Below are 23,763 nucleotides of genomic sequence, written 5' to 3'. Positions count from 1 at the left end.
CAGGTACGCCCCCTCACAACTTGTTCAAATAAAAATGCTTATTGCACCTATTGTTATAAAGCCTATATTTATTAAAAATATAAAGCCTAAATGACAACATCATCAATTGTGACCTACCTGGTTGTATTCTTTATCATCATTGTAGTTTTATCCTCTTTTGTAACTGTTAAACAAGGGACCATAGCAGTGGTAACCATATTTGGTAAATACCGCCGCATCCTTACACCGGGATTGAACTTTAAAATTCCATTGGTAGAGCAGATATACTCTAAAATATCCATCCAAAACCGATCTGTAGAGCTTGAATTCCAAGCCGTAACTTTCGACCAGGCAAACGTTTATTTCAAGGCCATGCTACTTTATTCGGTATTAGACCAGCAGGAAGAAAGCATTAAAAACGTAGCCTTTAAATTTGTGGACGAACGTAACCTAATGCAGGCGCTTATCCGAACTGTAGAGGGCTCTATCCGTGCGTTTGTGGCTACCAAGCGCCAAAGCGAAGTATTGATACTTCGCCGCGATATTGTAGAACATGTTAAGGAACAGTTAGATACCATATTAGAAGGCTGGGGTTACCATTTACAAGATCTTCAACTGAACGATATTACCTTCGATGACATCATCATGAAATCGATGAGCCAGGTAGTGGCATCAAACAACCTAAAGGCCGCTGCCGAGAATGAAGGCCAGGCCTTGTTAATCACTAAAACCAAAGCTGCCGAAGCCGAGGGGAACGCCATCAAGATCTCTGCAGAGGCCGAGCGCCAGGCGGCACAGCTACGCGGCCAGGGTATCGCCTTATTTCGCGAGGAAGTGGCCAAGGGTATGACGGTTGCCGCCAAAGAGATGCAGGAAGCCAATATGGATACCTCCGTAATCCTGTTCACCATGTGGACGGAATCTATAAAACACTTCGCAGAAAATTCAAATGGTAACGTTATTTTCCTGGATGGCTCTACCGAGGGGATGCAGCATACCATGAAAGAAATGATGGCCTTAAACCTTTTGCAGTCAGATAAAGTCAAAAAGTAAAGTTTTACTTTACCATTGGCATAAATGACATTCAACTATTTACGCGCTTTTTGCGCCATAGCATTACTGTGCTTCGTATTAGATCCGGCTTTGGCGCAGCCACACCGGCTGTTGACCGCTAATGATTTTCAGGGTGCGCCCCGGCCAAATGGCAGGGGCGTTATCGCATACACCAACTGCACTATCGATTTTAAATACCAGGCCAGCCGTGGCAATGGCAACTATATTTTGCACGCCAATGTAAGGCTGTATATGAATAATTACAAGTCGTGGATAGATAGGTCGCGGATTACCAGTAACGACCAACTCGCTGAGATACTAAAGCACGAGCAAGGGCATTACACCATTGCTTACCTGGAGCAGCAGGAAGTGTTAAGGGCAATAGAGCGCACCCGGTTTACCGCCAGTTATCAATATGAGGCTATGAATATTTTTAACCGAATTGATGCCAAGTACAAGCAACTCAACAGCGACTACGACGAGGATACCCGCCATATGGTAGATAAGCAGCAGCAACATAGCTGGGATATTTACTTTGCTAAACGCCTGCAGTTTATGCCGGATGAGAATGCGAGTTTGTAGATCCGCTTCATCATCATTTTGACACTCCTGATTATTCCCGTACTTTTGAAACAATATGCCAACGGGTAAAAACTTATACTTTGCTTCCGATTTCCATTTAGGGGCTAACAGCTACGCCTCATCGCGCGAGCGGGAAGACCGGATCATCCGCTGGCTGGAAATGATCAAGGATGACGTTGCCGAGCTTTTTTTGATGGGCGATGTGTTCGATTTTTGGTTCGAGTACAAAACTGTAGTACCAAAAGGGTATATCCGTTTCCTGGGTAAACTGGCACAGTTAACTGATGCCGGTGTAAAGCTTTACCTGTTTAAAGGTAACCACGATATGTGGATGTTCGATTATTTTGTGCAGGAACTTGGCGCGACTATCATCACTAATGAGTTGGAGATAGAGCGCGGCGGCAAAAAGTTTTACCTGCACCACGGTGATGGCCTTGGGCCTGGTGATAGCTTCTACAAATTCCTGAAAAAGATTTTCCGCAGCAAGGTATGTCAGTGGTTTTTTGCAAGGCTTCACCCTAATTTGGGGGTAGGCATTGCCAATAAATGGTCGCAGCAAAGCAGGATAGCCAACAAGCACGATGCAGAGAAAATACAACACCAGCAGGAGTGGCTGGAGGCCTACTCCCTGGAGATACTAAAAACGCAACATTTTGATTATTTTGTCTTTGGGCACAGGCATTTGCCACTTGATATCGCCCTCCCCGATAACAGCCGTTACGTTAACCTTGGCGAGTGGGTAAACTACAATACCTACGCGGTGTTTGATGGGGCAAGTTTGGAGCTGAAATGGTTTGAAGCCAAAGGGAAATAACAAACATCAAACCGTGAATTTTGAATGAAGTTGTAGATATTTCAACATTTTAAATTGGAAATTTATCATTCTACATTTCAGATCAAATCTCTTTACAATCCGCTGAATTTATTATATGCTTATAAATGCGTATTTTTGCATGTTTTTTGCACTGCAATAACAAAACTAAACCCGATTGTAATAAAAAGCTTTTGTGTGGTTAGATAGTGCGGGGCAAAAAAGCCTGGAATGAAAAGCGGGGCGGCAGCACCCATTTACGCTGCAATTGATTTCAAATAAGAAGATGTTAGAGAAATTAGAATTAATATACCAACGCTGGAAAACCGTAGAAGGCGACCTGAGCAGCCCTGATGCCATGGCTGACATGAAGCGTTTTGCCCAGATGAACAAGGAATATAAGGATCTTGCCAAAATTGTTGACCAGTATAATATTTACAAGAATATTATGAGCAACATTGACAGCAACAAAGAAATTTTAGCCACCGAAAAGGACGAAGAGTTCCGCGAGATGGCTAAAATGGAATTGGACGAGCTTTTAGTTAAGCAGGATGAAATGGAAGAAGTTATCCGTTTGATGCTGATCCCTAAAGACCCTGAAGACTCTAAAAACGCGATGATAGAGATTCGTGGTGGTACAGGTGGTGATGAAGCTTCGCTTTTTGCAGGCGACCTTTACCGCATGTACATTCGCTACTGCGAGCGACGCGGCTGGAAAACCGAACTGGTTGACTATACCGAAGGTACTGCCGGCGGTTATAAAGAAATTGTTTTCAGTGTAAATGCTGAAGATGCTTACGGTAACTTTAAATATGAAAGCGGTGTGCACCGTGTACAACGCGTGCCCGATACCGAAACACAAGGCCGTGTGCATACATCTGCCGCATCGGTAGTGGTATTGCCCGAGGTTGACGAGTTTGATATCGACTTACAGGTAAGCGATATCCGTAAGGATTTGTTCTGTGCATCCGGCCCGGGTGGCCAATCGGTGAATACCACGTATTCGGCTGTGCGTTTAACACACATCCCTACAGGTATTGTTGCCCAGTGCCAGGATCAGAAATCGCAATTGAAAAACTATGACAAAGCCTTAGGCGTATTACGCTCACGCGTTTACGAAATGGAGTTGCAAAAACACCTGGAAGAAACATCCAAGAGGCGTAAAACAATGGTTGCCACCGGTGACAGGTCTGCAAAAGTGCGTACCTATAACTATCCGCAAGGCCGTTTAACTGAGCATCGTATTGGCTTAACCATTTACAACCTTACCGGCGTTATGAATGGCGACCTGCAAGAAATAATGGAAGCCCTGCAATTCGCAGAAAACGCCGAACGCTTAAAAGAAGGCACCGCGGCTTAAAAAATTATTACAATTATAAAATTGAAAGCACCGTTATGGTGCTTTTTTTATTTGTCAAAACCTGCATTTCATGTCAATTTCATAATGGTGAACTAATTTAGCGTTTGTGGAGTTGCATTCCGTTATTACATTACGTAATGCTTGGATACAACAGGTTTAAATTACGTAACGCTAATTACCTATGCAGGCAGTAAAAAAATTAACAAGCACATCAACCATTATCAGCCGTGAAACGCGTTTAATGGGCAACAGGTTCGAGATAAGCTTAGTAGCTACCGATGCCGTATGGGCACTTGCACGTATAGACAGCGCTTTTGCAGAAATAAACCGAATTGATAAACTACTGAGTGCCTTCCCGGAAGACAGCGTACTTAACCAGATAAACCGTAACGCGGGTATTAAGCCTGTACGTGTTGATGCAGAAGTTTTCCGCTTAATTGACAGGGCGCTGCAGATCTCGGCACTTACTTACGGCACATTTGATATTACTTACGCTGCAGCAAGCACCATAAGCCTTGATGATAGCGCCGATGCAGAAGTTGTTACTGTTAAATCACTAAAAAAGAGGGTTAGCCTAACCAACTACACCAACGTTGTGCTTGACCAGGTTGCCCAAACTGTGTTCCTTAAAAATAAAGGCATGCGTATCGGTTTTGGCGCCATAAGCCGCGGTTACGCTGCCGACAGGGCAAAATATGTATTACAAATGGAAGGCATTAGCAGCGGCGTAATTAACGCAGGTGGCGATCTGCTTACATTTGGTTTACAACCGGATAATACTCCCTGGACAATCGCAACTGCCGATCCATCACTTGCTAACCACCCTTATGCTAATATAAACATCAGCAATATGGCTGTAGCAACATCTTACAACCAGGATAAAAATACCCACCTTACTAGAGCATCGGCAGATATAAATGCCGAAAGCGGTTTCCCGGTTAGCAAAATCAGGAGCGTAAGTATAGTTGCCCCAACTACAGAAATGGCCGATGCTATGGCAAACGCTGTTATTGCTATGGGGTTAAATGCAGGTTTATATTCCATAAACAAGCTAAACCAATTGGCTTGTATAATTTTAGATGACCAGGCCCGCGTTTATACTTCAAAAGATATTAACTTGATGATGTAAGCTTTTGCTTATATTTAACCATAACCTATGATAATTTTACCGCGCCATCTAAACAGGGATAAAGCCCCATATATTTTGCGCGCTTTACACAAATTTATTTTTAATTGAATTGCGGGTACATGCAGCAGACATATCTTCGCAACCTATTAGCGTTTCTTTTCTCCTAAAATGACAAAGTGGTTTTTGTATATTGTACTCTTGATGATATTCGCGCCACGCCTGTCATACGCTAAAAATAGTTCCGTAAATCGCGCTAACTCTTCAACTACCTTTACTATTGTATCAATTAATGCGAATTTTGCGTTACAACAACGTGATACATCTGTAACAAAAGGCAAGCAACGCCAATCTGAAGAAGATAAGAAAAAAATTAAAGAGGTTGCCAAGGCTAAAAAAATGCCGAAGCCCGAAAAAATAGAACCTGTTGACCCGGCTAAGGCTAAACCAAAAAGGCAGCGCAGGCCCGAAGGTTTGGAACGCCCACCAGAAATACCAAGGAGAAACGACTAATGAAATACCTTAGCGCCCTGTTATTAATAATCATCTGCAACGCAGTAAATGCGGCTATACCTAAGCCTGCGTTAATTGCGTACAGGGATGCCCATGCGATTGCCGATACAGACTCTGTGGTGCGCAAAAATTCGGTATCGGCAGGGGTTACTTATGGTAGCGATGCGCTATTCTTTGGCCGTACAGGGCCTATCAAGTATCCGTTCATGACAACCGATATTATTTTTAATACAAAATCGGGATTTTTCGTTTATGGCTCGGCATTAAAAGTATTAGGCTATAAGCCACTGGTTGATGAAATTGACCTGGGCGGCGGTTACTATTACCGCTTGTCAAAAAAATTCACCGGTACAGTAAGCTACACCCGCTTTATATTTAATAAGGAAGCCAACATCATAAAGTCGTCGGCATCTAATGATATCAACTGGAAAAACACCCTGGATTGGAAGTATTTAAAAACAAGCGCTACGGTAGATTACCTTTTCGGGAAATCGTACGATATTTTTGCCACTATCAGTAATTCTAAATATTTCGAAAGCAGCTTCAACATTTTTAACGATCAGGATTTTCTTTCCATCAACCCATCGGTAAACCTGATCTTCGGTACACAAAATTTTGTGCAGCGTTACGCGCTTGACCACCAGTATCGCCCCGAGATTGATAACATTGCAGTACAGAACGAGAACGGCCGCCGCGCCAGGGCCAATGCCCAATTCAATATGCTAAATTATAGCTTTAAAATACCTTTGGCCTACAATATGCCGCATTACACTATTGAGGCAGCATACAAATACTCTATTCCTGTAAATGTGGAAGGCGCGTTAAAGAACCGGCGCGAATCATTTTTTAATTTCACCTTTTATTACGTTTTTTATTAAGATGAATATACTTATCGTAGAAGACGAAAAGGCACTTGCCCACGAACTGGAACTTTTCCTGGTAAAGAACAACTACATCTGCGAGATCTGTTACAACGGGGCATCTGCATCAGAGAAGCTGGCGGTAAACCTTTACGACTTTATTTTGCTTGATCTTGGCTTACCCGACTATGAAGGCCTTGACCTGCTAAAGGAAGCCAAAAAAGCAAACCCCGAAGTGGCATGTATCATCCTTACCGCCCGTGCTGAGGTTAACGACCGCGTAAAAGGCCTTGATCTTGGTGCCGACGATTACCTGGCTAAGCCATTCTCGTTATTAGAACTGCAAAGCCGTATGCAGGCTATTATCCGCAGAAAATTTGGTTTGCTGCAAAACATCATTGATCTGGAAGGTTTTTTGGTAAACATTACAGATCGTACGATAATGTATCACGTTAACCCGGTAAATACGATCACCAAAAAGGAATTTGACCTGATAGCATACATGCTGCTGCATAAAAACCGCACGCTTACCCGGGCGCAGCTAAGCGAACACATTTGGGGAAGCCTGATAAACGACGATTACGACTCTAACTTTATTGACGCCCACATCAAAAATATCCGTAAAAAATTAAGTGCCTTTGCCCCTGCCGATTGGTTGGAAACTGTGCGCGGCCTGGGCTATAGGATAAAATCAAACGTTTAGATATTTGAAACTCCGGACCAAATTAACGCTGTTTAATGCCATATCTAAACTGGTTATTGTAACCCTGTTTATATTGCTCCTGCCCAACATTATCGAAAACATAAATAAAAATTACACCGATAACCGACTGATAAAACAAAAGGAAAAGTTTTTAGAACGCGTAAAGGAAAATGGCATTAAATTTTATATAGAAGACGGCGAAAATTACGGCAGTTACCTGCCACTAAAGGAAGAATACATTAGCCTTGACGAGGTTGAACCCGCCTATTTTTTAGACACCATTAAGGACGAACAACGCCTCGTAGAACGCGATACCATTGATTACCGCATCCTGAGCCATACCTTTAAAGCGGGCAAACGTAATTACCTGCTGGAAGTTGGCAAGAGTACCGAATCCATTGGCGAAACCACCGGCCCGCTGCAAAATATCGCTTTCCAGATCTTACTGGGGATGATATTATTGACCATCCTTGCCGATCAGATCTTCTCTACCTACATCCTGCGCCCCCTAAGTATCATCATCCGCACTAAGCTGATAGGTAATAAGTTCCCGAAGTTTACCGTGTACAAGGGGGTTAAGACAAGCACAGTGGATTTCCAACAGCTCGATCTCAGTATTCACCGTATGGTAGAAACTATTGAGACAGCTTTTCAAAAAGAACGGGAGTTTATATCTAATGCATCGCATGAATTGATGACCCCTATCTCTATCCTGCAATCAAAAATAGAGAACATGTTTGAGCAGGACGACATTAACCACGAACTGAAGGTTCGCCTGTTGGAGATGCAAAAGATCCTGAACCGGTTAAAAAGTATTACTAAAACCTTGTTACTGATATCACAGATAGAGAACGATCAATTCCTGAAAGAGGACAAGATAACCGCGAAAGAGTTGATAGAAGATGTTAATGAGGAGATCTCCATTCGTTTGCAGGACAAAAACATCAACCTTAGTATTCTAATGATCAATGATGTAGAATTGGCGGGTGTAAACAAGTTTCTGTTGTTTAACCTGCTTTTCAACCTCATTAACAATGCTATTAAATATAATAAGACCGATGGCGAGATTACAATTACCGGGCAGTGGGCTAAGGATAATTATACCATCAGTATTGCAGATACCGGTATTGGTATCCCTGAAGCAGAGATGCCGTACATATTCAACAGGTTTAAAAAGATGAAGCAGTCGCTCTCCCAAGATAGTTTTGGCTTGGGGCTCCCTATTGTAAAGTCTATCGCTTCTTTCCATAAAATAGGCATCACTGTAAACTCCGAGCAAGGGGTTGGCAGTACATTTAGGTTAACTTTCCCTATAGAAGTTACCGGCAGTTCCCCTGCTAACTAAACGTTGTACTAAAAAAAAGGCAGCGGTGCATAGCATATTATTTTACGTATTATGCTAAATGCAGTGTTATTTTCTCAAATCTTAAAAATATGTTGTTATAGTACGGATTAATATTCAAAATATCGGCCGCAGTGTAATAACAAGCGGTTTTGATTTTTGGCATTCGCTTTGCAAATACTTATTAAACACACACCCCATTTTAAAGATGAAAACACTAAGATTAAAAATCGCAACGTACAGTATAGCATTAGCCTCATTAGGATTATTGGCTTCAGGCTGTGATTCGCTTACCAAAACCCAAAAAGGTGCCGCAATTGGCGCAGGTGCCGGTGGTACCATTGGTGCATTTATTGGTAAAGCCGCAGGTAATACCGCTTTAGGCGCAATTATAGGTGGTGCCGTAGGTGGTACAGCCGGTGCATTTATTGGCCGTAACATGGATAAGCAGGCTGCTGAAATTAAGAACACGGTACCCGGTGCTACCGTAACCCGCGAAGGCGAGGGTATTTTGGTAAAATTTGATTCAGGTATCCTGTTTGATACCAACTCATCAGATTTGAAACCTGCTGCACGTACAAACCTTGCTAATCTGGCTACATCATTACAAAACAACCCCCAAACCAACATCCTTGTTGTAGGCCACACTGATGGTACAGGTACAGACGAATACAATCAAAACCTATCTGTACGCCGTGCAGACGCTGTTAAAGCATATATTGCATCAAACAATGTAGGCAACTCACGTTTAACCACAAGCGGTAAAGGCGAAAGCGAACCAATTGGTGATAACAACACTGTTGAAGGCCGATCTAAAAACCGTAGGGTTGAAATAGTTATTGTTGCAAACGATGCTATGAAAAACCAGGCTAAAAGCGCTACTAATTAATAATAAGATCAGTTAATAGTTAATCAGGAAAAGCCCGCCGATATATCGGCGGGCTTTTCCTTTTAGCCATCCCGGGGCGAGAAAGAGGATTAAGCCCTACTTTCGGGAGGATTTGGGTGAGGCCTGCTTTTTTGTACCTTTGCCGAATGGCATCCATCAAACCATCTGTACCTAAGGGCACCCGCGATTTCTCTCCCGCCGAAATGGCAAAGCGTAACTTTATTTTTGATACCATAAAAAGTGTATTCCGCAAATACGGTTACCAGCAGATAGAAACCCCATCGATGGAAAACTTAAGCACCCTTACCGGCAAATACGGTGATGAAGGTGACAAGTTGATTTTTAAAATATTAAATAGCGGGGATTTTTTAGCCAAAGCGGATAAGCAGGCAATTGCCTCACGTAACTCTAACCAAGCCACTCCATCAATCTCAGAAAAAGCCCTCCGTTATGACCTTACGGTGCCATTCGCGCGTTACGTAGTACAACACCAAAACGAGATAACCTTTCCTTTTAAACGCTTCCAGGTGCAGCCGGTATGGCGTGCAGACAGGCCGCAGAAAGGCCGCTACCGCGAGTTTTACCAATGCGATGCAGATGTAGTCGGTTCGCCATCGTTATTGAACGAGGCAGAGTTTATCATGATCTATGACGAAGCCTTAAGCCTGCTGGGTTTAAAAGATTTCAGTATAAAGATCAACAACCGCAAGATCTTATCTGGCATAGCCCGGGTGATTAATAAGCACGACAATATCATAGACATGACCGTTGCTATTGATAAGCTTGATAAAATCGGTTTCGATGGCGTAGTAAAAGAACTCATTGAACGCGGATTTAGCCAGGCAGATATCGATACCATAAAACCCATTATACTGTTAGAAGGCAGTAACGATGAAAAACTTGCAAGTCTGCGTGCGGCTTTACAAAACTCAGAAATAGGCCTTAATGGCTGCGACGAGATCCAGACCGTATTTGACTACATTGCCGCCTGCAAACCGTTAACCGCCAAATTGGAGCTGGATATTACCCTTGCCCGGGGCCTAAACTATTACACCGGTGCTATTTTTGAGGTAAAAACCAACGAGGTTGCCATGGGCAGCATTGGCGGCGGTGGCCGTTATGACGACCTTACCGGTATGTTTGGGCTGAAAGGATTGACCGGCGCGGGTATCTCCTTTGGTGCCGATAGGATCTATGATGTATTAGAAGAACTGAACTTGTTCCCGCAATCGGCAGAGCAAAGTACGCAGGTGCTTATTTGCTGCTTTGATGAACAGGGCGAAAAATATGGCCTGCCCTTACTGCAAACCTTGCGCAGCCAAAACACCAATGCCGAACTTTACCCCGCGGGCGCCAAAATTAAAAAGCAAATGGAATATGCCAACAACAAGCAGATCCCATACACCGTACTAATAGGCAGCGACGAAATGGAAAGCGGCCTGCTTACCTTCAAAAACATGGAAAGCGGTGTGCAGGAAAAATTATCAGTTGCTGATATTTTGAGCAGGGTTAAGAAATAGGTTGTTGCGTATCAGGTTAGGTACACCTTAAACGTTGTGCCCTTGCCCGGCGTGCTATCTACCTCAATTTTACCACCGAAAGCTTCTACCTGGTTTTTGGTGATAAACAGGCCCATGCCCTTTGCATCAAGGTTGCCATTAAAGGTTTTATACATGCCAAAAAGATCATTGCCATGTTTTTTAAGATCTATGCCTATGCCGTTATCGGCAATGGTGAAACCTTGCCTACCTTCATCATTAAAATAATGCAATGTAATTTGGGGCTGCCCGGTTGCGGAGCGGTACTTTATGGCATTGCTTAACAAGTTAAGCACTATGCTTTCTAAATAAGCAGGGCTATACACAAGCGAAATATCGGCCGGGATATGATTTTCAACATGTACGTTCCAAAGGCTAATCTCGGCGTGCAACAATTCTATGGCGCGGTTAAAGTAAGTAAGCAGGTCTAATTCGGTTGTTTGGATATCTACGTTGGTTTGTATCGATACCACCTCATTAAGGTTGGTAATAGTATCGTTCAATTGCTCGGATACTTGTGTTAAATGGCCGGATAGTTCCAGTTTTTCGTCCTCGCCAATGGCAGGGTCGGCCAGGACATCCATTATCATTTTAAAATTACTGGCGTGCGTGCGCAGGTTGTGCGATACAATGTAGGCGAAATTTAGTAAGCGACTGTTTTGCCCACTCACTACATCAAGCGTTTCGCGCAGGTGTTGTTCCTGTTGTTTTTGGTCGGTAATATCGGTGTGGGTACCAATAATGCGGGTTGGTTTATTATCCTTATCGTATTCAATAACCTTTGCGCGGTCAAGCACCCATTTGTAGGTGCCATCTTTACACAAAACGCGGTGCTGGTTAGAGTATACGTCTGTTTTGCCCTTAATATACGCCCTTACATCTGCTATATATCTATCACGGTCTTCAGGATGCACGCGGGCTGTCCATTGGCCCGGCACGTTGCTAAACTCGTGCTCTTCTAACCCTATCATACTCAAGCATTGTTTTGAGTGAAATATGGTGTTGTTCACCAGGTCGAAGTCCCAGATGCCCCCGCCCGAACCTTCTGATGCGAAGATCCAGCGGCGCTCGCTTTCGCGGAGCCGCTCTTCGGTTTGCCTGCGTTCGGTAATATCTTTTATTTGCGATACAAAGTAGAGGGGCTCTTCAGCCTTATCGCGCACGATTGCTACGTTCAGCAAGATCCAGATGGTAGCACCATCTTTCCTGATGTACCGTTTCTCCATTTTATAGGAGTTTATCTCTTTATCCAGCGTACGTTGCAACAGGGTAAGGTCGGCCTCCAAGTCTTCGGGATGGGTTATTTCCTGGAAGGTTTTAGTCATTAATTCTTTAGCAGAATAGCCCAGCATATCGCATATGCTTTTGTTTACCTTTAAAAAATTGCCTTCGGTTGATACCAGCACCACACCAATGGGCGAGTAATCAAATGCATTTCTAAAAGTTTCTTCGCTTATTTCAAGTGTTTTTTCGGTTTTCTTTTTTTCGGTGATATCTATGTGGCAACCTACCATCCTTACAGGTGTGTTGCCATCCCACTCAATAACCCGGCCGGTGGTATTTATCCAAACTATCGATCTGTTTTTGTGGGTGTAGCGTACATCTATATTAAAGGGCTTTAGGCCGTGGCTGTCGTAATGCTCTTTAAGGCAAGCATCCATACGGCCTACATCTTCGGGTACGATAAGTTTTGCCCAAGTATCGGTAGTGTTTTCAAGTTCCTCGTCGCGGTAGCCAAACATGGCTTTAAAGGCACTGCTTAAGATCACCCTATCCTCCTGCAGATAACAGTCCCAATAGCCGGCGAGGGTTTCCTCCAGGATGATCTTGTATATATTCTCCATTAATTAGGGGCTTCTCGTATTTATTAACGGTAACTCCAAGATACAATTAATTGGCGACTTACAATTTTTCCTATCACTCAACAACTCTTTTTTCTATACAAAGTTAAGCCCGGCAAAATTCTTGTTCAAAATTTGGCTATTATTTACATTTAGCCACTTATCAAGCAAGGTGGCGTACACATCCCTAAAATCAACCTCGTATTTAAGGTCGCCGTTATCAAGGGCCGATAAATTTGGCGCATTGTTATAAATACCTGCTTTATTAAGCTTACCCCCAAATATCATTACGTTGTTGGCAGTACCATGGTCAGTTCCATTGCTGGCATTCTGTTCCACCCTACGGCCAAATTCAGAGAAGGTCATTACCAGTGTATCATCCAGTTTGCCGGTTTGTTTCAGGTCTTTAAGAAAAGCGGCTACCGCGTCACCATAAATTTTTAACTGGCGGCCTTGTTGATTTTGCTGTTGCGTATGGGTATCGAAACCACTTAACGACACATAGTAAACCCTCGTTTTTAAACCTGAATTTATAAACTTAGCCACGCTTTTTAACTGCCCTGCAAAGGCCGATTGCGGGTATTGCGCCGTGGTGTTATACGTTTTGCTGGTTTGCTGAATGTAGTTGGCCGATGACGAGGTCTCGATCATTGTTTTGTATAAATAACCCAGGTTATCTTCGCTCAGGTGGGCGGCATCGTGCTCGTTCACCAGTTCTTTAAAGAACGGTTCGCGGGTTGATTGATAGAGCTTTGCCGGGTTTTGCACTGCTATACCTTTCATTTTGGCCCCTTTCATAGCAAGCGATAAGGTATCATCAACCTCAACAGCGGTGTATGGGTCTTTATTGATGGCGCAGTTGGCATCCAGATAACGGCCAATCCAGCCGGTGGTTAAAAACTGGTTAGATTCGCTACCCGTTTGCCAGATATCCATGGAACGAAAGTGCGACCTGTCGGGGTTGGGATAACCAACGGAATTGATCACGCTCATCCAGCCCTGGTCGTAAATTTCTTTAAGCGACGACAGGTTGGGGTTTAAACCCTGCATATCGTTTAGTTTGATGATATCGGGCTGTTTTATAGCGATAGTGTTCCGTTTTTGGTAATATATGTCGTTACCATAAGGCACTATAGTGTTCAGCCCATCATTACCGCCAGATAGCTGGATGATCACTAAATTTTTATATCCCGTTAACTGCCCCGAAGCCATAGCTTCGAGTGGTTTTAGGAACGATGGTATCAGGAACGCGCCTGATGCCAGTGTAGTGCTTTTTAAAAAATCTCTTCTTTTCATCTGTCAATTAAAAATTAGTGATTGGTGAACGCCCATTAAGCGGGCCACTAAACCACTGTTAATACAATTGATACTCGGGTGTAGAAACCAACTCTATCACCATAGATCGTATATTGGTAGCGCGGTTCACTATCGCCATTAAGTTCGCGTTTAGCGCAGGTGCCAGTATCACACCCGCAACCGTCGCCTTTGATATATTGGCCGGGATGCCCGTTAAAAATTTATCCCAGTTAGGTTGTGTTTGCACCTGTGTGTTTACGGCTTTGCGTTTGTTTACGTTCATAGCTAAAAAGGCCTCATCTTCCGGGTCGGCCTTGCCTTTAAAATCTATCACCCCATCGTTTAAAACCGTGGATGGGATCTTTAACCTAAACATCAACGACGAACTGTCTATCCAGCTTTTGCCACCGGGCCAGCCAGCCACATTTGGCGGATAGAACAGCACCTGCCCAAGGGCTCGTTCAAACTGCATTATTACATCGGGGTTTTTATAGTCGATATAAAACTGGCGGTTAAGCCCCACAATAAAATCCACGGGGGCTTTAATTAGGTTGCCGGTGTTTTTATCAGCATAAAACCAATCGGCAGTAAAAACGAATTTTAAAAGCTTGGTAATATCATAAGCGCTGCTGTAAAAAACATTTGCCATAGCCGTAACGTTAGCCATATCAGGCGTTTCATTCACCAGGTATTTATACAGCTTGGTGCAAATAAAACGCGCGGTCTCTTTTCGTTCCAGTAAAGTATTGATGATATCTTCGCCCGTAAAGGCGCCTGTTTTACCCAGGAAGTGTTTTTGCCCTTCGTCATGCAATACCTTGCGTTCTACAAATTCGCCATCGTTATCAAAGCCCCACCCGGTAAACGCCCGTGCCGATTCTTTTACATCCTGCTCGGTATAATTACCACGGCCAATGGTGAATAGTTCCATCAGTTCGCGCGCGAAATTCTCGTTTGGGTGGCCCTTTTTATTTTGCTGATTGTTTAAAAACTGCAGCATGGCCGGCGATTTAGATACCGCCAACAAGAGGGTTTTAAAGTTGCCAAGGGCGTTTGTGCGTTGTATATTATTGAGCTGCTGGGCGTAAAATGCATTTTGTGTGCGGCAGGCAAAATGGTTATGCCAAAAAAGGGTCATCTTCTCGCGCAGCTGCGCTTCAGACATGCTCATTTGGTTTACCCAGGTAATATTCAGATCGCGCTCAAGTTGGCGCTGCTGTTGCATAAACATCTTTTTAGTGAGCGAATCGGCTTTGGCAGCATCCCTATAATTTGTATTGTTGGTAACTACGGTAAGGGGTTTTATTTCTGTAGATGAAGTAAAAAAACCCTCTACCGCATGTTTGACTGTTAAGCCTTTCACCCGCTGCATATCTGCAACGCGAAGGCCAAAACCGGCCCGTGCATATAAATGCTTTATCTTATTGGTGTTATCCATAGCTTAATTATGACAATTTTAAACCAGGGTAGTTTAACCTTCGCAATTTTTTTAAGTGTTTATTAAAAATGTTATGCTAAATGTTATATTCGTGTAACCTAAGCTGATTGTATGTACAAAACTATTACTTGCCTGTTATTATGCCTTAGTGCGTCATTTGCAAACGCACAAACTACCCCAACAGTTAACAGAACCCCCGCCTTTGGCAAAGTTGATGTAGCCGATCTTGAATTAAAAGCCTGCGATTTTGAAAGCGGTGCAACCGCCGAAATACTCTTTGACAAAGGCGACGCCTACTACGACGGCAACCTCGACCTTGCCATGGAAAGGCATAAAAGGATAAAAATATTTAATGCAAACGCTAAAAATAACGGCGATATCCGCATTGAATATATTGGCGGCAACCATTTAGAATTTATCACAGGCATACAGGCCCAAACCATTAACCTCGTTGATGGAAAACCCGAAATTACCAAGCTGGATAAAAAACTGATATTTACCGAACAAATAGATAAAAACCGCACCGCCATTGTATTTAGCATGCCTAATGTAAAGGCAGGGTCTGTTATTGAGTACAAGTACATATGGCATACCAACTCTATAAGTAACTTCCCGGATTGGTATTTCCAGGATAAGTTGCCAACACGCTACAGCCAACTATCTGCAGCCATACCCGATATTTTTTATTTTAAGCAAAAAACCAATATCAACCAGGCACTTGCCAAATATTCCAATAAAAGCGAAGGCAGAAGCCTGGGGACAGGTAGTGATGTGATAACCTATAGCCTGGAAACAAATGTAAGGGCATTGGAAAACGTACCATCGTTGCCCGATGAGCCGTACATGACCTCTAATTCAGATAACCTGCAATCTATTGTTTACCAGTTAACATCTGTAAGGCCATCCGGAGGGTATGTCAAAAACTACTCGGACACGTGGGCTAAAGTAGGCGGTATATTATCAGACGATGAAGACTTTGGCCTGCAAATTAAACGTAAGCTTTTAAATGAAGACGCAATTGTAAGCAAAGCCAAAAGCTTAGAAACCGACGAGCAGAAACTGCAATACGTTTTTAATGCTGTAAAAACTGCCATGAAGTGGAACGGTATCGACCGCTGGTACACCAACGATGGTACTGTAAAAGCCTGGGAAAAGAAAACGGGAAACTCTGCCGAAATAAACCTCATATTATGCCATTTGCTAAAACAATCGGGCTTAAAAGCTTACCCAATGGTAGTAAGTACCCGCGACCACGGCAAGGTAGTACCTTACTTTACTTTCTTGTACCAGTTTAATCGCGCTGTTGTGTATGTGCCTTTAAACGAAGACCACAAATACGTGGTTGATGCTACCGGCAAGTATAATATATATAATGAAACGCCCGACAATTTGCTCAATTCATCTGCTTTATATATCGACCGGGAGAAAAACAAGTACGATATAATACTTTTAGAAAAGCAGGACCCGGTAAAACAGGTAACCATAATAAACGGCACCGTTAAAGCCGACGGTAAAATTGACGGTACGGCACAGATCAACAGCTTTAGCTACAACCGTATTAATACGCTAACACGCTATAAAGACGATGGTGAAAAAAAATATACCGACTATCTTAAAGAAAACAACAACGCGCTTAGCATCAGCTCGTTAAAATTTGAGAATATGGATGTTGATACCTTACCGCTGGTACAAAACATAAACTTTAATATTAACCTTACCGGGTCTGATGATAACTACATTTACTTTAACCCGATAGTATTTAACTCGCTCCGTAGCAATCCTTTTTTAAATGAGGTAAGGCGCACCAATATCGACTTTGGATACCTTAACAATTACACGGTTGTAGCCACCTACAAACTGCCCGATCATTATAAAATTGACGCTATGCCAAAAAGTGTTAATATGACGATGCCCGACGGGAGCATAACTTTTAAGCGCATGCTGGCCGAAGAAAACGGGACGTTAATGGTGCGATATGTAATAAGCCATAAAAGCACTACTTACTCAAAAGGGAACTATGCCGATTTTTATGAATTTTACAAGCAAATGTACGAGATGCTTAACGAGCAAATTGTCTTAAAAAAATCGTAAGAATAATATGCTCCGTATAAACATCAGGTTATTATGTGCAGTAATTATTGCGCTTTGCAATGTCAGTAGTTCATTTGCGCAAGATAAGCCATTGCCAAAAACAGTATTCATAGGCACAGGCATCCCCGACTCTTTAAAGGAGGATGCCAACTCTGTAGTAAGGTATAAGATAAAGGACATCAAAGTATCCGGCCCGGGTGATATAACCGTAAAAGAACACGCTGTTATTACCGTTTTAAACGAAAAAGGGAACGACGAGGCGCAGATAATGTTGCCCTACAGTAAGAAGTATAATTCGGTAAACTCGTTCGAAATGCGTGTTTATAATGCCGGCGGCGATCTGATAAAAAAGTACCATAAATCTGACATGTACGACAGGTCTGCGGTGTCAAGTGGTTCTATAGTTACAGACGAACGCGTGCTTTACCTGGAACATGCCATAGCTTCTTACCCGGTAACTATAGAGATAATTTCTGAGGTAAATTACAAAAGCACCATTAACATCGAATCGTGGTATATACAGGATGAAGAGCAAGCTATACAAGATGCCTATTGCCATATCACTATTAATAACACCGCTGGCTTTAGGTATCTTACCAAAAACACAAAGATACAACCGGTAAAAACTACCGATAATGTAAACTCGGTGTATAACTGGCACACCGCTAATTTAAAGGCTATAAAACTGGAAAAAGGCGCAAAATCCTGGAGGGTATTGCCTCGAATTTATTTTGCATCAAACAAATTTGAGTTTTATGGCCTCGACGGCGATTTTACATCCTGGAGTAGCTTTGGTAAATGGATCCAGGGGTTAAACGCCGACGTTTGTACACTTAACCCAAAACGGGTTGAGGAAATAAAAACAATGACAGCCAACCTTAAATCCGATAAGGAAAAGGTTAAATTTTTATATGAATACATGCAGCAAAGCATGCGTTATGTAAGTGTGCAACTGGGTATAGGTGGCATGAAACCCTTTACTGCCGATTTTGTAGATCAAAAAAAATATGGCGATTGTAAAGCGCTGTCTAATTACATGTATGCTTTATTAAAAGCGGTAGATATACCATCAAACTACGCTGTAATAAATGCCGGCAATAACGAAGAACCCGCCGAATTGGCCTTTGCGCGCAACTCTTTTAACCATGCTATACTTTGCGTGCCGCTAAAAGGCGATACCATTTGGTTAGAATGCACAAGCAACACACAGGCATTTGGTAAACTAAGCCCGTTTACCGAAAACAGGACCGCCCTTTTGGTGATGGAAACCGGCGGCAAATTGGTTAATACCCCAAAAAGCACAGCACAGGATAACCAGTTTAACAGCGAAGTACACATTACCCTTAACCCGGAAGGCGGTGCAAATGCACAGGTAAAAATACTAAGCACAGGAGAGTACCGCGACGACTACATTGGCTTAGCTACTTTAAAAACCGACGAACAAAAAGAGTACCTGATACGCATGCTTAATATGAAGCAGCCATCAGCATTAAACTATAACCCCGTTGCCGATAACGAAGGCATAAAAGAAGTAAGCCTTGACATTGAGTACGATAAGTTTAGCGATATTATAACCGGCGACAAAAGGTTTTATCGCCCGCAAGTTTTTGAACTATGGGGTAACACCGTGCCGATATTAGACAAACGGAGCAGCGACTACTATTTTAACCACCCAATGCTTAAAAATTGTGTAACTACTATTGATCTGCCTGCGGGTTTCGAGGTAGAAACAATGCCGGTTAACCAATCGCTTAAGTTTAGCTACGGCGACTACGATGTTAAATATGTTTACAACGCCGCTAAAAACCAGGTAATAAGTATCGCTAAATTTAAGTTGACCACCCAGGTTATCCCTTCTGCCAAATACACCGAAATGCAGCAGTATATGGATGCCATCGCAAAAGCGCAAAATAAAAAGCTGGTAATACGCCGCAAGGCTTAATTTTGCCCTGATGATATTCAGGCTTGATGATCGCTTATTGTTCCCCAACCCGGCACTTGCCGAAGAAGATGGCTTGCTGGCCGTAGGCGGCGATCTATCAACCGAACGCTTGTTGCTGGCTTATCAAAATGGAATTTTCCCATGGTATAGCGAGGATGAGCCCATTTTGTGGTACTCGCCGCATGAGCGGTTTGTGCTATATCCGAATGAGTTGAAGATCTCCAAATCTATGAACAAGGTATTACAGCTGGGGATATTTACCGTTACTACCGATACCTGTTTTGATGATGTGGTGGCGGCCTGTTCGGCTATTGAACGCGAGGGGCAGGACGGCACCTGGATAACCGATGACATGAAGGCCGCTTACTCCAATTTGCATCAAGCCGGGCACGCTCATTCTGTTGAGGTTTGGCTGGATGACAAACTGGTAGGGGGTTTATACGGCGTACATGCCGGCGATGTGTTTTGTGGCGAAAGTATGTTTAGCAAGGTGAGCAATGCTTCTAAGACCGCGCTTATCTGGCTTTGCAACACGGGCGAATACCACCTGATAGATTGCCAGGTTTACACCGAACACCTGGAAAGCATGGGAGCTTGCATGATACCGCGCGAAGAATATATTGCCATACTGCACAAAACCATTGGCTAAACATTAGTTTTGTAAACAGATGATAGAGCAGGCAAATCATAAGGAACGAATAATTTTAGGCATTGACCCGGGTACAGCGATAATGGGCTATGGCCTTGTGCTGGAGAAAGGGCCAAAAATTGAACTGATAAGCCTTGGTGTGGTTAAAATGGATAAAATTGACGACCACATGCTTAAGTTGCAACGCATCTTCGAAAAAACCGTTGCATTGATAGATAACTATAAACCCGATTGCCTGGCTATTGAAGCCCCGTTCTATGGTAAGAACATACAGGTGATGCTGAAGCTTGGCCGTGCGCAGGGAGTTTGTATGGCCGCTGCGCTCTCGCGCAGTGTAAGTATTACCGAGTATGCCCCGCGTAAAATAAAACAATCTATTACCGGGAATGGCAGTGCCACTAAAGAGCAGGTATCGGCCATGCTGCAAACCATCCTGAAGTTTAACGAAACGCCCGAATTTTTAGATGCTACCGATGGGCTGGCTGTTGCCGTTTGCCACTCGTTCCAAAAAATACAGGTGGCACGAGGCGGAAAAGTAACCAGCAAAAAAAGCCACAGCGGCTGGGAAGCTTTTGTGAAGGATAATGCATCCCGCGTGAGCGTAATCCCTAAAAAGTAATAGTTACAGCAGCAGTCTTCTTACATCTTCCCAATTATTTACACGTACATCCCATTCTACGTTATGGTTATGCGCGGCAGTGTACAAAATGCCCTGCCCTATAAATCGTTTAAAATGCTTAACATTATCATCTATCAGGTAATCGGCATTAATGATGCTTTTGTCGCCACAAAAAACAATGTTGGTCCATAATATGTAAGGGAAATGTTCTCCCAACCAAGCCAGTTTAGGTAATAACGAATTAGGGAACTCCATAGCGGCGGTGGTGAAAAATATTTCATATTTTTCGTGCAGGTCTTTAATCACTTCCTTGCAGCCGGGAATAACAGCCAGGTCTTTAAAAAAATCATTGTGAAAAACATACTTTTTTGAAATACCCTTGTGCATCGGATCTATAAGTTCTTCGAATGTATGTGCATGGAGTTGCTCCGGGGTGAATTGAGTACCATAATCACGCGTGTACCACTCAGCAAAACGTGCGTGGGCATCCGCCACAACCTCATCCATATCTATAGCTATTCTTTTCATAATGTGTCAACTGTACACAAATATAGCCCCTTTCAATCATTAACTTGTTTATAATTATTCTAAATAACTTGCATGGCAGCTTGTAATCATATACATTTGCGCCATTATTTATAATTAGTCTTAATAAGAATGAAAATAGCAAATACCTTTTCCTTTAAATTATTGGCAGCCATAATAATGCTGTTAACCTTTATAAACCCTGTAAGCTTACTGGCACAAAACAGGGGCACTATACAAGGTAAAGTTACCACAAGCAAAGGCGAAGCCGCCGGTAACGTATCTATAGGCCTTAGCGGCACCAGGATAGGTACAAGTACTTTAGATAACGGTGACTTCTCGTTTAAAGCCCCGGCGGGTTCATACACCATTGTTATATCATATGTAGGTGTACAAAGTGTTGAAGTGCCCGTAACCGTTGTTGCAAATCAGATAACTACTGTACCAACCATCACCATTAACGCAAGCCTTTCGCAACTAACCGAGGTTAACGTTATTGCCAACCGCGCTAACCGTTTTGCCCGCAAGGTAAGTACTGATGTTGGCCGTATCCCGTTGGATAACCTGGAAAACGCACAAAGCTACACTACCATCAGCAGCGAGCTGATCAAAGAGCAACAGATTTTTTCTGTTGATGAATCGCTCAGAAATGCATCAGGCATTCAAAAAATGTGGGATGCTACCAGCCGCGCAGGCGATGGTGGCGGCTATTTTACCCAACGTGGTTTTACTACCCAAATAAGCGTACGCAATGGTGTTGCCGGTATAGTTACCAGCGGTATAGATGCGGTGAACGTTGATAAGGTTGAAGTAATAAAAGGCCCGTCATCTACTTTATTTGGTGGTTCTGTAACTTCATTTGGTGGTTTAATAAATAGGGTCACCAAAAAGCCTTACGAAACCTTTGGTGCCGAGATTGGCCACACCGTGGGCAGCTACGATCTAAACCGTACCACACTTGACCTGAACACCCCGCTTGGTTCAAAAGTGGCGTTTCGTTTAAATACTGCCTACAATTACGAAGGTAGCTTCCAAAACTATGGTAAAAGCCGCACGTTTGCTGCTGCACCAAGCTTATCTATAAAAGCTACTGAAAAATTATCATTCCTGGTAGAGGCTGAGATGTTTTACGGCCGCAATTCTGCCAAGCCATTCTTTTTCTTTTACGATTCCCCAAAAGCGCTGGGTGTAAGCAAGGTTAGCGATTTAAATATCGACTACATGAATGCTTATTCAGCCACTGATATCACCTCGTACTCGCGCAGCATCAATTATTTTGCCGAAGCCAAATATAAGATCTCTGATAAGTTTGCTTCACAAACCATCTTCTCAAATTCAAACAGCTTTTCTAACGGGGCAAGCCCATACTATTACTTAATTACTGATGCTACTGCACAGTTAATTGCACCAGGCATACAAGACCCTCCGGGCAACAACAACTACATCTACCGTAACGATCAATCAACCGCTAACAGTAAATTTGGCGCTACGGAGATTCAGGAAAATATCAACGGCGATTTTAAAACAGGGTCCATTCGCCATCGCTTTGTATTTGGTTTAGATTTTCAACGCCAAAATTCAAACCAGATCTTTTTCGGCAATGCCTATGGCATAGCACCCATAAACGACCCCAATTACGATTACAGCGTGTTTAACAAGCTATTGGTTGACCAAACAAATGCCGCCAACCCGCTTACATCTGCAAATACCTACCCGTACATCTACAAAAAGAACACTTACGGTGTTTACCTATCTGACGTGATCAACATCACCGACAGGTTAATTGCCTCTATTGGCGCACGTGTAGATCGATTCGAAAACAAAGGGACGTACAATCTGGACGGTTTGCAAACCGTAAAACCCTTTGCCCAAACAGGCTTCTCTCCAAAATTAGGTTTGATCTTTCAGCCAATAAAAGAAGCCCTCTCAATTTTTGCTAACTACCAAAACGGTTTCAAAAATCCGGATGTATTTACAGACGGCAGCGGCACAGCAGTTATCCCTAAGATCCAGAATGCAAATCAGGCCGAGGGTGGTGTTAAAATGGCATTATTCAACGGTAAATTGAACGGCACCTTAAGCGTTTACCGCATTAAGGTTACCAATACAATCCGTTCTATCCCTAATTCACCGGTATTTGGTTCGATACAAGATGGTACACAAACAAGCAAAGGTTTCGAGGCCGAGCTTGTTGCAAACCCGGTATCGGCTATTAACATCGTAGCAGGCTTCTCATACAACGACTCTAAATACACTGCCGGCGACCCTGACGTTTTAGGCTTACGCCCAAATACGGCAGGTTCGCCATATCTTGCTAACCTATATGTAAGCTACCGTTTGCCACAAAGCCTTATTAAAGGTATCGGCGTTGGCATTGGCGGCAACTATGCCAGCAACAACAAGGTGATAAACAGCGTTAGCCAGGGCAGTTTCGAATTACCATCTTACGCTTTATTAAACGCATCGGTGTATTTGGACAGGCCTAAATACCGTTTTGGTTTAAGCGGAAACAACCTAACAGATAAGCACTACTACACAGGTTTTACAACCATTAACCCGCAAAGGTTACGCCAGTTTGTGTTAAGTGCATCATACAAATTGTAAGC

The 23,763-nt window shown here is 43.1% G+C and carries 20 protein-coding genes; 16 read left to right on the top strand and 4 right to left on the bottom strand.

Annotated elements, in window-relative coordinates:
* Nucleotides 1-90 precede the first annotated feature (90 nt).
* The 11 genes from ABIB39_RS03835 (at nt 91) to hisS (ending at nt 10,738) form a co-directional block, all read left to right on the top strand.
* Entirely contained in the window at nt 91-1,032 is a 942-nt protein-coding gene (locus ABIB39_RS03835) for an SPFH domain-containing protein (RefSeq protein WP_354427459.1), read from the top strand.
* Between the two features lie 24 nt (nt 1,033-1,056).
* Nucleotides 1,057-1,614 (top strand): DUF922 domain-containing protein, encoded by a 558-nt coding sequence (locus tag ABIB39_RS03830; protein WP_354427457.1) that lies wholly within the window; start codon nt 1,057-1,059, stop codon nt 1,612-1,614.
* Between the two features lie 55 nt (nt 1,615-1,669).
* On the top strand, nt 1,670-2,428 hold the full coding sequence (locus ABIB39_RS03825) for a UDP-2,3-diacylglucosamine diphosphatase (RefSeq protein ID WP_354427456.1): 759 nt from the start codon (nt 1,670-1,672) through the stop codon (nt 2,426-2,428).
* 283 nt (nt 2,429-2,711) lie between these two features.
* Complete coding sequence (gene prfA, locus ABIB39_RS03820; RefSeq protein WP_354427454.1) at nt 2,712-3,785, top strand: peptide chain release factor 1; 1,074 nt, start codon at nt 2,712-2,714, stop codon at nt 3,783-3,785.
* A gap of 181 nt (nt 3,786-3,966) precedes the next feature.
* Nucleotides 3,967-4,914, top strand: coding sequence for an FAD:protein FMN transferase (locus ABIB39_RS03815; protein WP_354427452.1), 948 nt, complete (start codon nt 3,967-3,969; stop codon nt 4,912-4,914).
* A gap of 168 nt (nt 4,915-5,082) precedes the next feature.
* Entirely contained in the window at nt 5,083-5,424 is a 342-nt protein-coding gene (locus ABIB39_RS03810) for a hypothetical protein (RefSeq protein ID WP_354427450.1), read from the top strand.
* Nucleotides 5,424-6,302 carry a hypothetical protein gene (locus ABIB39_RS03805; protein WP_354427448.1) on the top strand — a complete coding sequence of 293 codons (879 nt, stop codon included), beginning with the start codon at nt 5,424-5,426 and terminating at the stop codon, nt 6,300-6,302. Before ABIB39_RS03810 ends, ABIB39_RS03805 begins: the two co-directional genes overlap by 1 nt.
* Before the next feature lies 1 nt (nt 6,303).
* Nucleotides 6,304-6,987, top strand: coding sequence for a response regulator transcription factor (locus ABIB39_RS03800; RefSeq protein ID WP_354427446.1), 684 nt, complete (start codon nt 6,304-6,306; stop codon nt 6,985-6,987).
* A gap of 4 nt (nt 6,988-6,991) precedes the next feature.
* On the top strand, nt 6,992-8,332 hold the full coding sequence (locus tag ABIB39_RS03795) for a sensor histidine kinase (protein WP_354427445.1): 1,341 nt from the start codon (nt 6,992-6,994) through the stop codon (nt 8,330-8,332).
* A gap of 205 nt (nt 8,333-8,537) precedes the next feature.
* Nucleotides 8,538-9,218 carry a YiaD family glycine zipper/OmpA-like lipoprotein gene (locus ABIB39_RS03790; protein WP_354427444.1) on the top strand — a complete coding sequence of 227 codons (681 nt, stop codon included), beginning with the start codon at nt 8,538-8,540 and terminating at the stop codon, nt 9,216-9,218.
* Between the two features lie 146 nt (nt 9,219-9,364).
* Nucleotides 9,365-10,738 carry a histidine--tRNA ligase gene (gene hisS / locus ABIB39_RS03785; RefSeq protein WP_354427442.1) on the top strand — a complete coding sequence of 458 codons (1,374 nt, stop codon included), beginning with the start codon at nt 9,365-9,367 and terminating at the stop codon, nt 10,736-10,738.
* An 11-nt stretch (nt 10,739-10,749) separates the two neighbouring features.
* Here the strand turns inward: hisS and ABIB39_RS03780 are convergent, their stop codons facing one another.
* The 3 genes from ABIB39_RS03780 to ABIB39_RS03770 all read right to left on the bottom strand — a co-directional run bounded on the left by ABIB39_RS03780 (nt 10,750) and on the right by ABIB39_RS03770 (nt 15,331).
* The gene (locus ABIB39_RS03780) at nt 10,750-12,600 is read right to left on the bottom strand and encodes a PAS domain S-box protein (RefSeq protein ID WP_354427440.1); all 1,851 of its coding nucleotides are present in this window, start codon (nt 12,598-12,600) and stop codon (nt 10,750-10,752) included.
* A gap of 93 nt (nt 12,601-12,693) precedes the next feature.
* Nucleotides 12,694-13,893 carry a DUF1501 domain-containing protein gene (locus ABIB39_RS03775; RefSeq protein ID WP_354427438.1) on the bottom strand — a complete coding sequence of 400 codons (1,200 nt, stop codon included), beginning with the start codon at nt 13,891-13,893 and terminating at the stop codon, nt 12,694-12,696.
* Nucleotides 13,894-13,951: 58 nt separating this feature from the next.
* Nucleotides 13,952-15,331 carry a DUF1800 domain-containing protein gene (locus ABIB39_RS03770; protein ID WP_354427436.1) on the bottom strand — a complete coding sequence of 460 codons (1,380 nt, stop codon included), beginning with the start codon at nt 15,329-15,331 and terminating at the stop codon, nt 13,952-13,954.
* 111 nt (nt 15,332-15,442) lie between these two features.
* Here ABIB39_RS03770 and ABIB39_RS03765 point away from each other — a divergent pair, with 111 nt between their 5' ends.
* The 4 genes from ABIB39_RS03765 (at nt 15,443) to ruvC (ending at nt 20,632) form a co-directional block, all read left to right on the top strand.
* A complete protein-coding gene (locus ABIB39_RS03765; RefSeq protein WP_354427434.1) occupies nt 15,443-17,422 on the top strand; it encodes a DUF3858 domain-containing protein in 1,980 nt (659 codons plus the stop codon).
* Nucleotides 17,423-17,513: 91 nt separating this feature from the next.
* Nucleotides 17,514-19,364, top strand: coding sequence for a DUF3857 domain-containing transglutaminase family protein (locus ABIB39_RS03760; protein ID WP_354427432.1), 1,851 nt, complete (start codon nt 17,514-17,516; stop codon nt 19,362-19,364).
* A gap of 10 nt (nt 19,365-19,374) precedes the next feature.
* A complete protein-coding gene (gene aat / locus ABIB39_RS03755) occupies nt 19,375-20,013 on the top strand; it encodes a leucyl/phenylalanyl-tRNA--protein transferase (protein ID WP_354427430.1) in 639 nt (212 codons plus the stop codon).
* A 19-nt stretch (nt 20,014-20,032) separates the two neighbouring features.
* Nucleotides 20,033-20,632 (top strand): crossover junction endodeoxyribonuclease RuvC, encoded by a 600-nt coding sequence (ruvC, locus tag ABIB39_RS03750; RefSeq protein ID WP_354427429.1) that lies wholly within the window; start codon nt 20,033-20,035, stop codon nt 20,630-20,632.
* A 3-nt stretch (nt 20,633-20,635) separates the two neighbouring features.
* On the opposite strand, the gene ABIB39_RS03745 is transcribed toward ruvC, so the two are convergent.
* Nucleotides 20,636-21,160 (bottom strand): 5' nucleotidase, NT5C type, encoded by a 525-nt coding sequence (locus tag ABIB39_RS03745; protein ID WP_354427427.1) that lies wholly within the window; start codon nt 21,158-21,160, stop codon nt 20,636-20,638.
* A 129-nt stretch (nt 21,161-21,289) separates the two neighbouring features.
* Here ABIB39_RS03745 and ABIB39_RS03740 point away from each other — a divergent pair, with 129 nt between their 5' ends.
* Nucleotides 21,290-23,761, top strand: coding sequence for a TonB-dependent receptor domain-containing protein (locus ABIB39_RS03740; RefSeq protein ID WP_354427425.1), 2,472 nt, complete (start codon nt 21,290-21,292; stop codon nt 23,759-23,761).
* Nucleotides 23,762-23,763 lie beyond the last annotated feature (2 nt).

This window comes from Mucilaginibacter sp. UYP27, assembly GCF_040547175.1.
In the GTDB taxonomy this organism is placed as follows: Bacteria; Bacteroidota; Bacteroidia; order Sphingobacteriales; family Sphingobacteriaceae; genus Mucilaginibacter.
This window is presented reverse-complemented; position numbering and strand designations above follow the sequence as displayed.